Annotated in this window: 13 protein-coding genes; 10 read left to right on the top strand and 3 right to left on the bottom strand. The window is 72.0% G+C overall.

Annotation, left to right across the window (positions count from 1 at the left end; all coding sequences use genetic code 11):
• A partial coding sequence (locus KTR66_RS24370; protein WP_213617361.1) for a mechanosensitive ion channel domain-containing protein occupies positions 1-2,167 on the top strand: 2,167 nt, incomplete at its 5' end.
• Here KTR66_RS24370 and KTR66_RS24365 read toward each other — a convergent pair.
• Positions 2,142-2,441, bottom strand: a complete 300-nt coding sequence (locus KTR66_RS24365; RefSeq protein WP_213617360.1) for an AzlD family protein — start codon at positions 2,439-2,441, stop codon at positions 2,142-2,144. The genes KTR66_RS24370 and KTR66_RS24365 overlap by 26 nt on opposite strands.
• Positions 2,442-2,570: 129 nt before the next feature.
• Here KTR66_RS24365 and KTR66_RS24360 point away from each other — a divergent pair, with 129 nt between their 5' ends.
• Genes KTR66_RS24360 through KTR66_RS24350 form a run of 3 tightly spaced genes read left to right on the top strand, consistent with a single transcriptional unit; the run spans position 2,571 to position 4,452 of the window.
• Complete coding sequence (locus tag KTR66_RS24360; protein WP_213617359.1) at positions 2,571-3,221, top strand: YciI family protein; 651 nt, start codon at positions 2,571-2,573, stop codon at positions 3,219-3,221.
• Positions 3,218-3,604, top strand: coding sequence for a carboxymuconolactone decarboxylase family protein (locus tag KTR66_RS24355; RefSeq protein ID WP_213617358.1), 387 nt, complete (start codon positions 3,218-3,220; stop codon positions 3,602-3,604). Before KTR66_RS24360 ends, KTR66_RS24355 begins: the two co-directional genes overlap by 4 nt.
• Positions 3,601-4,452: a DMT family transporter gene (locus KTR66_RS24350; RefSeq protein WP_371819208.1), complete on the top strand. Its 852-nt coding sequence runs from the start codon at positions 3,601-3,603 to the stop codon at positions 4,450-4,452. The genes KTR66_RS24355 and KTR66_RS24350 overlap by 4 nt, the downstream gene beginning before the upstream one ends.
• A gap of 13 nt (positions 4,453-4,465) precedes the next feature.
• Here the strand turns inward: KTR66_RS24350 and KTR66_RS24345 are convergent, their stop codons facing one another.
• On the bottom strand, positions 4,466-5,140 hold the full coding sequence (locus tag KTR66_RS24345) for an RraA family protein (protein ID WP_213617357.1): 675 nt from the start codon (positions 5,138-5,140) through the stop codon (positions 4,466-4,468).
• Between the two features lie 203 nt (positions 5,141-5,343).
• Between KTR66_RS24345 and KTR66_RS24340 the strand changes: the two genes are divergently transcribed.
• The 5 genes from KTR66_RS24340 (at position 5,344) to lpxK (ending at position 10,151) form a co-directional block, all read left to right on the top strand.
• Entirely contained in the window at positions 5,344-6,135 is a 792-nt protein-coding gene (locus tag KTR66_RS24340) for a UDP-2,3-diacylglucosamine diphosphatase (protein ID WP_213617356.1), read from the top strand.
• Positions 6,135-7,139, top strand: coding sequence for a glycosyltransferase family 1 protein (locus KTR66_RS24335; protein ID WP_213617355.1), 1,005 nt, complete (start codon positions 6,135-6,137; stop codon positions 7,137-7,139). The genes KTR66_RS24340 and KTR66_RS24335 overlap by 1 nt, the downstream gene beginning before the upstream one ends.
• Positions 7,140-7,204: 65 nt before the next feature.
• Positions 7,205-7,888, top strand: a complete 684-nt coding sequence (locus tag KTR66_RS24330) for a lysophospholipid acyltransferase family protein (protein ID WP_213617354.1) — start codon at positions 7,205-7,207, stop codon at positions 7,886-7,888.
• Positions 7,885-9,144: a 3-deoxy-D-manno-octulosonic acid transferase gene (locus KTR66_RS24325; protein ID WP_213617353.1), complete on the top strand. Its 1,260-nt coding sequence runs from the start codon at positions 7,885-7,887 to the stop codon at positions 9,142-9,144. Before KTR66_RS24330 ends, KTR66_RS24325 begins: the two co-directional genes overlap by 4 nt.
• 32 nt (positions 9,145-9,176) lie before the next feature.
• The gene (gene lpxK, locus KTR66_RS24320) at positions 9,177-10,151 is read left to right on the top strand and encodes a tetraacyldisaccharide 4'-kinase (RefSeq protein WP_213617362.1); all 975 of its coding nucleotides are present in this window, start codon (positions 9,177-9,179) and stop codon (positions 10,149-10,151) included.
• On the opposite strand, the gene KTR66_RS24315 is transcribed toward lpxK, so the two are convergent.
• Entirely contained in the window at positions 10,084-11,253 is a 1,170-nt protein-coding gene (locus KTR66_RS24315; RefSeq protein ID WP_213617352.1) for an MFS transporter, read from the bottom strand. The two genes, lpxK and KTR66_RS24315, sit on opposite strands and share 68 nt — an antisense overlap.
• A gap of 117 nt (positions 11,254-11,370) precedes the next feature.
• Here KTR66_RS24315 and KTR66_RS24310 point away from each other — a divergent pair.
• The coding region (locus KTR66_RS24310) for a helicase-related protein (RefSeq protein WP_213617351.1) at positions 11,371-13,996 on the top strand (2,626 nt) is incomplete at its 3' end.

The raw sequence follows: 13,996 nt of genomic DNA, 5'->3' as shown, positions 1-13,996 counted from the left end.
CGCCGCCCCTCCGGCCGCTCCTTCGGCCGCCACGCCCCAGGCCGCGCCACCGCCCGAGCTCGGTGCCCTGCTGGACATCCTGCGGGATGAGGCGCGCCGCGGCGCCCTGATCCGCGCGCTGGAGGCGACCACCGGCGCCCCGGCCGCGCCCGAAGCCGCCGCGCCGACCCCGGAGGAGGTGATCTCCGCCCCGGCCGACATCGTCGTCGGCATCGCCAGCCGCATCGGCCAGTTCCTCGTCCAGGCCTGGGCCACGCTGTCCGCCGCCGCCGAGCTCACCCTGATCCGTGACTGGTTCGAGCGGCTGGCGACGGATGACCGGCTGCAAGGGCAGGTCTGGGCGCTCACCTGGAAGCTCGCCCTCGTTCTGCTGGCGGGCATGGCGACGGAGCGCGGCCTGCGCTGGCTGATGCGCCGGCCCAATGCATGGCTGGAGAACCGCGGCATGGCGGTGCAGGGCCGCATGCAGGGGTTGCGCCGCCTGCCCTACATGCTGGGTCATCTGGGGCTGGACCTGGTACCCATCCTCGGCTTCGGCGCGGCGGCGCTGGCCATCATCGGCTCCTTCTCCATCTGGCCCTCCAACCGTCTCGTCATGGAGGCCGTCACCTTCTCCTATATGGCGGCCCGCGCGGTGATGGCGGCCGGCCGGCTGGTCTTCGCCCCTGGCCTCACCCGCCTGCGGCTGATCCGCTGCGATGACGAGACGGCGGCCTATGCCACGCTCTGGATCCGCCGGCTGGCGCTGACCGGCGTGACCTTCTACGCGATGGCGGAGGTCGCGATGCTCTTCGGGCTGCCGCAGGGTGCCTATGAGAGCATCTGGCGTATCGGCCTTCTGGTGCTTTCGCTGCTCATCGCGCAGATCGTGCTGCAGAACCGCGCCGCCGTGGCCGCCCTTCTCGATGCGCCGGATCTGGGCGCGGGCGATGTGCCGACGCGCAGCCGCGCCTTCATGCGGGCCGCCCGCTCGCGCCTGGCCGAGGCCTGGCACGTCGTCGTCATCCTCTGGCTGCTCGCCGCCTGGACGGTCTGGGCGCTGGAGATCGATCGCGGTTTCGAGCGCCTGGCCGAGGCATCGCTCGCCACCATCGGCATCATCGCCGGCGCCAAGCTGCTGGATGAGGGCATGCGCCGCCTGCTGGACCGGCTGTTCCGCATCAGTGGCGAGCTCGCGGTGCGCTATCCGGGGCTGGAGCAGCGGGCCAACCGCTATCTGCCGGCGCTGCGCACGCTGATCTCGGCCGTGATCACCGCCGTCGGCCTCGTTCTGCTGCTGGAGGTCTGGGGGCTGAACTCGCTCTCCTGGTTCGGCACCGGGCGCTGGGGCGGGCGGCTGATCTCGGGGATGACCGGCATCGGCATCACCCTCGTCGTCGCCCTGCTGATCTGGGAGGGGGCGAATGCCGCCATCCAGCGCTATCTGGCGCGGCTGCCCAAGGATGGCTCGGCCGCGCGCTCGGCCCGGGTGCGCACGCTGCTGCCCATGCTGCGCACGGCGCTCGGCGCGCTGCTCATCGTCATCGTGGGCCTCACGCTGCTCACCGAGATCGGCGTGAACGTGGCGCCCCTGCTGGCCGGTGCCGGCGTGCTCGGCCTCGCCGTCGGCTTCGGCAGCCAGACGCTGGTGCGCGACGTCATCACCGGCATCTTCCTGCTGCTGGAGGATGCGGTGGCGGTGGGCGACACCATCACCGTGGGCGGGCTGTCCGGCACGGTGGAGGAACTCTCCATCCGCTCCATTCGGCTGCGTGCGCTGGATGGCTCGGTCCATATCGTGCCCTTCAGCGCGGTGACGACGGTGACGAACCAGACGCGCGATTTCGGCTATGCCGTGCTCGACCTCGCGCTCGACTACGGTGCGGATACCGACCAGGCGGTGATGATGCTGCGCCAGGTGGGCGAGAGCATGCGCGAGGACGAGGCCTGGGCGCCGCAGCTGCTGGCCCCGCTGGAGGTTCTGGGCGTGGACAAGATGGGCGATGCCGGCGTGATCCTGCGCGCGCGCGTGATGACGCCGCCCGCCCGCCGCTGGGCCGTGGGGCGCGAGCTCAACCGCCGCGTGAAGCAGCAATGCGACGCCGCCGGCATTCCGCTCTTCGCCGCCGTGAAGGCGGCGAGCACGCCGGTGATGGCGACGCTCACGCCAGCCGCGCCAGCCAGATGACGGCGACGCCGCCCAGGATGGCCAGCAGGTAGCTGCGCGTGCCGATCATGATGCCGGTGACGCAGGCCGCCGCCAGCAGGCTCGGCCAGCCGCCGGTGACGAGCGCGGGGGTGACGAAGGCCACGAAGATGCAGCCGGGCATGTGCCCCAGCATCGCCATGACGAAGGGCGGCGGGCGGGAGGCGCGCAGCAGCGCATAGCCGCCCGCGCGCAGCAGATAGGTGGCGAGCGCCATGCCGAGGATGGCCAGCAGCACATCCCAACGGAGCGACATTGACTGGGGGCCCCTGAAACTCGGCCTCGGGTTCTGCCCGGCTTCGCTCCCCTTGTGAACCCGCGCCCCCCATTGCCGGATTCCGCGTGACCCGCGACCATCGGGCGGCCAAGACGACGGGGGAAACCGATGGGCTATGTGATCCTGGGCTGGGATGGCGAGGATGCGGAGGCACCCGCCCGCCGCGCCGCCGTGCGCGACCGCCATCTGGAGGTGATCACCCGCTGGGTCGCGGCCGGGCGGCTGCACCTGGCCGTGCCGCTGTTCCGCGCCGATGGCACGGCGGCGGGCTCCGTCATGATCCTGAACGACGAGGATGAGGTCGGCGCCCGCGAATACCTGATGGAGGAGCCCTTCGCGCGGGAGGGCGTCTGGCTCAGCTACCAGATGCGGCCCTATCGCATCGCGCCGATGAACTACCAGCCGCTGCCCGCGGGCCCGATGCCGAGCGGCATGACGCATTGCGTGGTCATCGCCGAGGATGCGGAGGACAGCGTCGAGAAGCGCCTCGCCGTGCGGCAGCCGCATATGGAGCGCGTGATGCGCTTCGCCGAGGACGGCACGCTGGCCTGCGGCGGCGCGCTGCTGGGCCCGAAGGGCGAGATGGTGGGCTCCATCGCCGTCACGCGCCACGCGACGGAAGAGGAAGCGCGCGCCTGGTGGGCCGACGACCCCTATGTGACGGCCGGCGTCTGGCAGCGCATGCGCTTCTTCCCGACGCGCTTCGCGCCGCTGCCCTACAAGCCGCTGCCCCATCCGGAAGCACAGGCGCCCGCATGAGCCGGCTGATCGAATACGAGGACGCCTCGCCCGAGGCGCGCGCCGTCTTCGACGACATCAGGGCCACGCGCGGCGTGCCGGATGTGAACAATTTCTGGAAGGCGCTGGCGGTGCATCCGCCGACGCTGGCGCGCGTCTGGGCCAATCTCAAGCAGGTGATGGCGCCGGGCGCGCTCGATCCGTTGACCAAGGAGATGCTCTACCTCGCGGTCAGCGCCACGGCCGGCTGCAACTATTGCGTCGCGTCCCACACCGCCGCCGCGCGGGCCAAGGGCATGGATGATGCGATGCATGGCGAATTGCTGGCGGTGATCGCCATGGCGGCCGAGACCAACCGCTTGGCCGAGGCGCTGCGGGTTCCGGTGGATCCGCAATTCCAGTGAAGGTCACGCTCGCCGGCCCCAATCTCGCTGGTGTTTTCGCGCTGCTGCTCTGGGCCTTCCTCGCGCTGCTCTCGCGCCTCGCGGCCGGGGTGCCGCCGCTGCAGCTCACCGCCATGAGCTTCGCCGTCGCGGCGGTGGTGGGGCTTGGCGTCGTCACGCTGCGCGGCGAATGGGGCGCGCTGCGGCAGGGGCTGCTGGCCTGGGCGCATGGGGTGGGGGGGCTCTTCGGCTATCACGCGCTGTATTTCGCGGCCCTCGCCTATGCGCCGGCGGTCGAGGCCAATCTGCTGAACTATCTCTGGCCGCTGCTGATCGTGCTGCTTTCGGCGCCCATCCTGGGCCTGCGGCTCGGGCCGCGCCGGCTGCTGGGCGTGGCGCTGGGCCTCGCCGGCTGCGCCCTGCTGCTCGGCGGCGGCGCGCGCTTCCCGGCCGAGGCCTGGTTCGGCTTCCTCTGCGCCATCGGCTGCGCCTTCGTCTGGGCGCTCTATTCCGTGACGGCGCGGCGGCTGGATCGCGTGCCGACCGGCGCGGTGGCCGGCTTCTGCGGCGGATCGGCCATGCTGGCGCTGCTCGCGCACCTGATCTTCGAGCCGAGCGTGATGCCCGATGCGCGGCAGGCGCTGGCGGCGCTGCTGCTGGGCCTCGGTCCGGTCGGGGCGGCCTTCTTCCTCTGGGATCTCGGCATGAAGCGCGGCGATCCGCGGCTGCTCGGCACGCTCGCCTATGGCGTGCCGGTGGCCTCCACGCTGCTGCTGATCGCGGCCGGCGCAGGGGCCTTCACCTGGAATGTGGGGCTGGCGCTCGCGCTCGTCGCCGGTGGCGGCTGGCTCGCCGCCACCGCGAAGTAGCCGGAGGGAGAGCCTAAGCCCCCTCGCAGCCCTTCTCGCGCAGGCTCTGCAACACCCAGTCGCGCGGCCACTTGCCCGCCTGGATGTCTTGCTCGGCCTTGATCTCCTTGGCCTGATGCGCCTCGGCGGCGGCGATCACGGCTTCCGCCTCGTCCATCGGCACCACCACCACGCCATCCTCGTCGCAGCAGATGAGGTCGCCCGGCATCACCACCTGGCCGCCGCAGGAGATCGGCGTCCCGATCTCGCCCGGGCCTTCCTTCCAGGGGCCAGCCGGCGTGTGGCCGCGCGCCCAGACGCCGAGGTCCATCTTCGCCAGCGACGCCACGTCGCGAACCGCGCCGTCCAGCACCACCCCGGCTACGCCGCGCTTCGTCGCGTGGCCGAGCATGAGGTCGCCCATCAGCGCCACCGAGAGGTCGCCATTGCCGTCGCAGACGATGATGTCGCCCGGGTTCGCCATGTCCACCGCGCGGTGCAGCATGAGATTGTCGCCCGAGCGTGCCTTCACGGTGAAGGCCGGGCCGACCATGCGCTTGCGGCCGCCATAGGAATGGAAGGTGCCGCTCAGCGACTGCAGGCGGTTCATCACATCGCCGATATTGGCGGCGGGAACCTTGCCGGCACGTTCGATGATGGCGGGCGCCACGCGCGCGGTGACGGGGCGAACACGAAAGCCGATGGTCATGAAATCCTCCTCGATTCGCGCCATGCCACCACGCGCGGCGCGATCGGGGAAGCCCGCCCCATAACATCCATCTCGTGACGATTCGAGGTCGGCCGCGCGTCGGCCGTGAGACATGCGCGCGGCGCAGGGGTCATGGAAGATTCACGTGCAACCCCAGGCTTTCCAACCCATTCCGGCCGCATGCACAGCACGGAGCATCCCTGATGCCGCCACGGGACCAGAAGATCCGGGTCCGCAGCGTCTTCGTCTCGGACATCCATCTCGGCACACGGGGCGCGCGCTCGGATATGCTGCTGGACTTCCTGGCGCGCGTGGAATGCGAACAGCTCTACCTGGTGGGCGACGTGATCGACGGCTGGCGCCTGCGCAAGGCCTGGTACTGGCACGCCGAGTTCGACGCCGTGATGCGCGCGGTCCTCGACCATGCCGAGCGTGGCGCCGCCGTCACCTATATCCCCGGCAATCATGACGAGATGTTCCGCGAATGGCTCGGTCTCGAGATCGCCGGCGTGAAGCTGCGGCGCGAGGCGGTGCATGAGGGTGCGGATGGCCGGCGCTTCCTGGTGCTGCATGGCGACGAGTTCGACGGCGTGATCCGCTACGCCAAGTTCCTCGCCTATCTGGGCGACTGGGCCTATGACACGGCGCTGGTGCTGAACCGCTGGTTCAACATCGCCCGCCGCAAGCTGGGCTATCCCTACTGGTCGCTGTCGCAATGGCTCAAGCGCCAGGTGAAGGAGGCGGTGAAGGCGATCGACCGCTTCGAGGTGGCGCTCGCCGGGGAGGCGCGGCGGCGCGGGCTGGACGGCGTGATCTGCGGCCATACCCACCATGCCGAGATGCGCCTGGTGAACGGCGTCATGTACATGAACGACGGCGACTGGGTGGAAAGCTGCACTGCCCTCGTCGAACATGCCGATGGCCGCTTCGAGCTGCTGGACTGGGCCGCGCTGCAGCGCGCCCCTCACCGCCTGCCGGTGGCGCAGCCCGCCTGATGAAGCTTGCCATCGTCTCGGATGCCTGGCGGCCGCAGATCAATGGCGTGGTGCGCACGCTGGAGCGCATCGCCGCCGAGCTCACCGCGCGGGGCGACAGGGTGGACGTCATCGGCCCCGAGCGCTTCCGCAACTTCGCCATGCCCGGCTATGCCGAGATCCGCCTGGCACTCCTTCCGCGCGCGCAGCTTGCGCGGATGCTGGAGGAGATGCGGCCCGACGCGTTGCATGTGGCGACGGAGGGCCCGCTGGGCCTCGCCGCGCGCGCCATCGCGATCCAGCGCGGCTGGCGCTTCACCACCAGCTTCCACACGCGCTTCGCCGAATATGTGAGTGCGCGCACCGGCATCCCGCCGCGCGTCACCTGGGCGCTGCTGCGCCGCTTCCACAATGCCGGCGCCGGGACGCTGGCCGCGACACCCAGCCTGCGCGAGGAGCTGGCGCAGCGCGGCTTCCGCCGCATCCTCCCCTGGACCCGTGGCGTGGATTTGGACCAGTTTCGGCCCGGCCTGCCCGCGCCCTGCGCCCAGGCCTGGGCCGGGTTGCCGCGCCCCATCTTCCTCTATGCCGGCCGCGTCGCCATCGAGAAGAATATCAGCGCCTTCCTCGATCTCGACCTGCCCGGCAGCAAGGTGGTGGTGGGCGACGGCCCGCAGCGCGCGGCCCTCCAGGCGCGCCATCCTTCCGTGCATTTCGCCGGCTGGCGGGAGGGGGAGGGCCTCGCCCAGGCCTATCGCGGCGCCGATGTCATGGTCTTCCCCTCCCGCACCGACACCTTCGGCCTGGTGCTGCTGGAAGCGATGGCGAGCGGCACCCCCGTCGCCGCCTTTCCGGTGATGGGCCCGCGCGATGTGGTGGGGGCGGGCGGCGTGCTGGATGAGGATCTGCGCCGCGCCTGCCTCGCCGCGCTGGAGGTGCCGCGCACCCAGGCCCGCGCCCAGGCCGAGCAGTTTTCCTGGCCCGCCAGCGCCCAGGCCTTCCGCGACAACCTGACCCTGGTCTGACCGCCCCGGACTTGCCTCGCGCGCGCCGGCATGCGAGGCGCGCCGGAGATGTTCGAGAATGACGCATGCTGCGCCGGCTGACGCGCCATCCGGCCTTCCAGGCCTTCGCCGCGAATCTGCTGGGCCTTTACCTCGCGCTGGTCTACCGGACCACGCGCTGGCAGCTCATCGGCGGCGAGGCGATCGACGCCGCCTTCGCCGCGCATGGCAACGTCATTGCCGCCTTCTGGCATGAGAACCTGCCCTCGATGCCGCATCTCTGGCGCACCGGAAAGGCGCGGGCCGGCATTCCCTCGGCGCATGTGCTCGTCTCCCGCCACCGCGACGGGCGGCTGATCGGCGACGTGGTGAAGCGCTTCGACCTGAACATGATCCATGCTTCCACATCCAAGGGCGGGGCGGTGGGCATGCTGGCCATGGCCCGGCTGGTCCGCACCGGCGCGATGATGGTGATCACCCCCGACGGCCCGCGCGGCCCGCGCCGTCAGCCGGCACCCGGCGTCGCGCAGATCGCGGCGTTCAGCGGCAAGCCGGTGCTGCCCTGCGCCGGGCGCTTCGCCTGGGCCGTGGGCCTCAAGACTTGGGACCGGATGGAATTCCCGCTGCCCTTCGGCCGCGGGGTGATCGTGGCCGGCCCCGCCATTCCCGTCCCGCGCGAGGCGCCGGAGGCGGCGCTGCCCGCCATCGCGGCTGGGCTGGATGCCGCCTGCGATGCCGCCGATGCGGCGCTCGGCAAGCCGCGGCGGTGAGCGGCGCCTGGCACATCGCGGCCACGCTCGCCGCACCGGCGCTGCGCTGGAACCTTCGCCGCCGCATCGCGCAGGGCAAGGAGGAGGAGTCGCGCCTGCCGGAACGCGAGGGCCATGGCGCTGCCCGGCCGGAGGGGCGCCTCATCTGGCTCCATGCGGCGAGTGTGGGCGAGAGCCTCTCCATCCTCCCCCTGATCGAGGCGCTGGCGGAGCGCGATGCGGGCCTGCACATCCTGGTCACCACCGGCACCGTCACCTCGGCGCGGCTGCTGCCGCAGCGCCTTTCACCAGCCTTGGCCCAACGTGTGACGCATCGCTACGCGCCGCTCGACGTACCAGCCTGGGTGGCGCGCTTCCTCGATGGCTGGCGGCCGGATGCGGCGGGCTTCGTGGAGAGCGAGCTCTGGCCCAATACGCTGGCGGCGACCCATGCGCGTGGCATTCCGCTGGCGCTGCTGAGCGCCCGCATCTCGGCCCGCACCGCCGCGCGCTGGGGGCGCTTCGCGCCGGGCTTCGCGCGCGGGTTGCTGGAGCGCTTCCAGCTCATCATGCCGCGCTCGGCGGAGGATGCCGCACGCCTGCGGGCGCTCGGCGCGCGGGACGTCGCCGTGCCGGGCGATCTCAAGCTCGCCGCGCCGCCTCTCCCGGCCGATGAGCAGGCGCTGGCCGCGCTGCGCGATGCCATCGGCCGCCGCCCCGTCCTCCTCGCCGCCAGCACCCATCCGGGCGAGGAGGCGCAGGTGCTGGAAGCCGCCGAGGCGATTCGCCGTGACCGGCCCGGTCTGCTGACCATCCTCGCCCCCCGCCATCCGCATCGCGGCCCGGAGCTGGGGCCCTGGCCGCGCCGGGCCGAGGGCGCGCTGCCCGGTGCCGGGCCGGTCTATGTGGCGGACACGATGGGGGAGCTCGGCCTGCTCTACCGCGTGGCCCATGTGGCCTTCATCGGCGGCAGCCTGGTGCCGCATGGCGGGCAGAACCCGCTGGAGGCGGCGCGCCTCGGCTGCCCGCTCGTCTTCGGCCCGCATATGCAGAACTTCACCGAGGTGACGGCCGGGCTGCTGGGCGCGGGCGGCGCCCGGCAGGTGCCCGATTCCGCGGCGCTGGCGGCGACCGTTGCGGATATGCTAACCCAGAGCGAAGCGACGGCCGCCATGGCGCGAGCCGCCGGGGAATGGGTCGCCGCCAACGCCGCGCTGCCGGGCCGGATGGCGGAGGCGCTGCTGGGCCTGCTGGGCAAGGCGGGCCGGGCCGGTTGAGCCAGGGTTAAGAAAGGGTTGGGAAGATCAGCATTCGAGCGCCCGATTTCTGGGGTCGCCGCGGGGGAATCGCGCCCCTGCTGCTCTCGCCCGTGGCCGCCATCTACGCCGCGGCCACCGCACGGCGCATGGCGCGGCCGGGCTGGCAGGCGCCGGTTCCCGTCATCTGCTGCGGCGGCGCCACGGCCGGCGGCGCGGGGAAGACCACGCTGGCCATGGATATCGGCAGCCGCATCCAGGCGCGCGGCACGCCCGCGCATTTCCTGCTGCGCGGCTATGGCGGCTCGGTGAAGGGGCCGGTGCAGGTCGAGCCCGGGCGCCATGGCAGCGAGGCGGTGGGCGACGAGGCGCTGCTGCTGGCGGCCCTGGCCCCCACCTGGGTCAGCGCCGACCGCGCGGCAGGCGCGCAACTGGCTGTGGCCGGGGGCGCCGGCGCCATCGTCATGGATGACGGTCTGCAGAACCCGACGCTGGCCAAGACCCTGTCGCTTCTCACCATCGATGGCGGCTACGGCTTCGGCAATGGCCATGTGATCCCGGCCGGCCCGCTGCGCGAGAGCGTCGCCGCCGCCGCCGCCCGCTGCGACGCCGCCGTGCTGATCGGACCGGATGAGACGGGCGCGCTCGATGTGCTGCCCCAGGGCCTGCCCGTGCTGCGCGGGGATCTCGTCTCCGGGCCCGAAATGGCGGATCTGGCCGGCGAGAATGTCTTCGCCTTCTGCGGCATCGCCAGCCCGCGCAAGTTCTTCAACACGCTGCGCCAGGGTGGCGCCGTGGTGGCCGGCACGGAGAGCTTCGCCGACCACTACCCCTTCGATGCGGGCGACCTGAAAGCCCTGCTGGACCAGGCCGAGCGCCTCGGCGCCATTCCCGTCACCACACGCAAGGACTGGGTGCGGATCCCGCCTGAATTCCAGAACCGCGTGCGGGTCGTCAGCGTCACGCTGCGCTGGGATGATCCGGCGCAGATCGAGGCGCTTCTGGACCGGGCGCTGGAAAAGGCCTGAGGGCCAGCAGCAGCGCCACCAGGCACAGCCCCGCCATGGCGAGAAAAGCCAGGCCACCCGCCGCCCCGTAGAGCCAGCCGCTGGCCCACATCAGCCCGCCCGTGCTGGCCGAGACCGCGGAGGCGAGCAAGGTCTGCGCCCGGCCCGAGAGCGCCGCCGGCAGCGTGACCAGCGCCCGCATGGCGGAGAGATGCATGGCGCCGAAGGTGAGGCCGTGCAGCAGGTTCACCACGACCAGCACGGCCGGCTCGACCGTGACGGCCGTCACCGTCCAGCGCAGCACGCCTGCGCCAGCCGCCAGCAAGGCCAGGCCCTGCACGCCCAGGCGCTCCACCACGGGCCGGCCCCAGAGGAACAGCACGATCTCGGCCAGGACGCCGAGCGCCCAGAGCAGGCCGATGAAACCGGTGCTGAGCCCGGCCGCCTGCCAATGCAGCGTCGAGAAGCCGTAATAGACCGCGTGGCTGCCCTGGATCAGCGCCGCCAGCGGCAGCAGCCAGAGGAAGCCGGGCTCGGCCAGCGGCGCCCAGAGGCTGGCCGAGGGCGCGGCGCCCGCCTCGCGCCCTGGCGGCTTGGGCAGGCGGAGCGCGGCCCAGGCGGTCAGCAGCAGCCCCGCCGCCAGCATCCAGGCCGCGATGCGCGGCCCGGCCCATTCGGCGGCGAGACCGGCGACCAGGGCGCCGATCATGAAGGTGATGGAGCCCATGGAGCGCACGCGGGCATAGTCGAAGCCGCCGCGCCGCACCGCACCCACCGCGAGCGCGTCGGAGAGCGGCACGATGGGGGCGGCGGCGATGCTGTGCAGCACCTGCACCGCCAGCAGCAGGGCGAGGCCCGCCGCCAGGCCGAAGCCCAGCGCCGCCGCCGCCGCCAGCAGCGCCGCGATGGCGAGCAGTCGGCGCATGTCGGGCACGGCATCGGCCAGCCGCCCGCTCAGGGGGGCCGCCACCAGCCGCACCAGCGAGCCCGCGGCCAGAACGAGGCCGACCTCGCTCGCGCCCAGCCCGCCCTCGGCCAGGATGGCGGGCAGGAAGGGCATCATGGCGCCGAAGGCGGCGAATTGCGCGCCGAAGACCAGGGCGAAGCTTTGCGGGGAGGTCACGACCCCAATCTCCGCCGGGCCCCATGCCTTTGCAACGGGGGCAAGTTGCAATCACCGCCGCATGCTTCATAACCCTGCGGCCCATTGCCAGTTCAGGGCCTATCCTCGGAAGCCAGCATGTTCGAAGCGCGCGTCAAGGCCATCCTCGGCCCCACCAACACCGGCAAGACCCATCTCGCGATGGAGCGCATGCTGGCGCATTCCTCGGGGATCATCGGCTTCCCGCTGCGCCTGCTGGCGCGCGAGAACTATGACCGCATGGTGGCGCAGAAGGGCGAGAAGAACGTCGCCCTCATCACCGGCGAGGAGAAGATCGTCCCGCCCGAGGCCAAGTGGTTCGCCTGCACGGTCGAGGCCATGCCGCTGGACCGCAAGGTCGAATTCCTGGCGGTGGACGAGATCCAGCTCTGCGCCGACCCCGATCGCGGCCATATCTTCACCGACCGGCTGCTGCATGCGCGCGGCCTGGTCGAGACCATGTTCATGGGCGCCGAGACCATCCGCCCGCTGCTCACGCGCCTGGTGCCGCAGGTGGAGATCGAGACGCGGCCGCGCCTCTCCAAGCTCGAATACGCCGGCCCCGCCAAGCTCACGCGCCTCCCGTCGCGCAGCGCCGTCGTCGCCTTCAGCGCGGCCGAGGTCTATGCGATCGCCGAGGCCATCCGCCGCCGGCGTGGCGGCTGCGCGGTGGTGATGGGCCGCCTCAGCCCGCGCACCCGGAATGCCCAGGTGAAGATGTACCAGGACCGCGAGGTGGACTTCCTGGTCGCCACCGACGCCATCGGCATGGGCCTGAACATGGATGTGGACCATGTGGCCTTCGCCAATCTCAACAAGTTCGACGGGCATGGGTCGCGCCAGCTCACCCCGCAGGAGGCCGCGCAGATCGCCGGCCGCGCCGGCCGCGGCATGCGCGACGGCACCTTCGGCGTCACGGGCGAATGCCCACCCTTGCCGGAGGAGATGGTCGAGAAGATCGAGGGCCATCACTTCGAACCCATCCAGGCGCTCGCCTGGCGCAACAGCGACCTCGATTTCTCGGGGATCGAGGCGCTGCTCGACAGCCTGGGCGCGCCGCCGCCGCAGCCCGGCCTGACCAAGGGCCACGACGCGACGGACCACATCACGCTGAGCCTGCTGGCGCGCGAGGAAGGCATCCGCCGCATGGCCTCCTCCCGCACGCGGCTGCAGCTGCTGTGGGAGACCTGCCAGGTGCCGGATTTCCGAAAGCTGGCGGATGACACGCACACGCGGCTCTGCGCCAAGCTCTTCACCCATCTGTGTGAGGACGGGCATCTGCCGTCGGATTGGATCGCCTCGCAGATCGCGAGCTGCACCAGCATCGAGGGCGACCTCGACACGCTGATGGCGCGCCTCGCCTCCATCCGCGTCTGGGCCTATATCGCCGCCCGCGCCGATTGGGTGCGCGATGCCAGCACGCAGCAGGAAGCGGCCCGCGCCGCCGAGGATGCGGTGAGCGACGCGCTGCATGAGCGCCTGACCGCGCGCTTCGTGGACCGCCGCGCGGCGCACCTGATCCGCAGCCTCGACAACACCGAGGAGGAGCTGCTCAGCGCCGTCACCCGCCAGGGCGAGGTGGTGGTGGAAGGCCACAAGGTCGGCCGCGTCGTCGGCTTCGAATTCCAGCCCGAGCTGGGCGAGGGCGGCGAGGAGGAGAAGAAGCTCATCCTCCGCGCCGCGCGCCGCGCTTTGGTGCAGGAAATCCCGCGCCGGGTGGCGGCGCTCGACATCGCGAAGACGGACAGCTTCGGCCTCACGGCGGAGCACCGCATCACCTGGGACGGGGCGGAGATCGCCCGCCTCAAGATGGGCAGCGAGCCGGGCAAGCCGCTGATCGAGGTGAAGGACACGGAATTCCTCGACGGCCCGCAGCGCGAGCGCATCCGCACGCGCCTCGCCGGCTGGATCGAGGGCGTGATCGCCAAGGACCTGGCCGCCATCGCCGCGATCGAGGCCAAGGCGGCCGAGGACAACACGCTGCGCGGCCCGGCCTTCCAGCTGCGCGAGACGCTGGGCCTGAAGCCGGGCGACACGCGCAACCAGATCGGGCAGGAGCTGCGCACCAAGCTGAAGGGCATCGGCATCCGCGCCGGGCGCTTCGCGCTCTATGTGCCCGAGGCGCTGAAGCCGCGCCCCATGGCGCTGCGCGCGCAGATCTGGGCGCTGAGCTATGACGTGCCGACGCCGACCCTGCCGGCGCCGGGCCTGGTCTCCATCCCGAGCGATGGCGTCATGGCGCTCTCCTGGCCGCCCGGTTTCGCGGCGATGATGGGCTGGGTGCCCGCCGGCCCCGTGCTGCTGCGCCTGGATGTGGCGGAGCGCGTGGCGGCGGAACTGGGTTACCTCACGCGCCGCGCGCCGGCGCCGCTGCCGCCCGAGATCCTGGGCCGCTTCGGCATCAAGGGCGATGCGCTGGGGCCGGTGCTGGCCGAACTCGGCTTCCGCCTCATCCCCTCCGAGCCGCTGCCCGAGGGCATGGAAGGCCCCGTGCTGCCGACCATGGTCGCCTGGGCGCGCCCGGCGCAGGGCCCGCGCCACAACCACCGCCCAGGCCGCCCGCAAGGGCATAAAGACGGCCGCCCGCAAGGGCATAAAGATGGCCGCCCGCAAGGGCCGCGCCGCGAGGGCCAGCGCCCGCAGGGGCAGCGCCCCGAGGGCGAGGCCCCGGCCGAGGGTGCCGCGCCGGCCGAGGGGGGCGAGGCCCGCGCCCCGCGCCGTGAGG

Origin of the sequence: Roseococcus sp. SDR (assembly GCF_019083995.1) — a bacterium.
Lineage (GTDB): Bacteria > Pseudomonadota > Alphaproteobacteria > Acetobacterales > Acetobacteraceae > Roseococcus.
The sequence above is the reverse complement of the archived record's forward strand: the minus strand, read 5'-3'. Positions and strand labels throughout refer to the sequence as shown.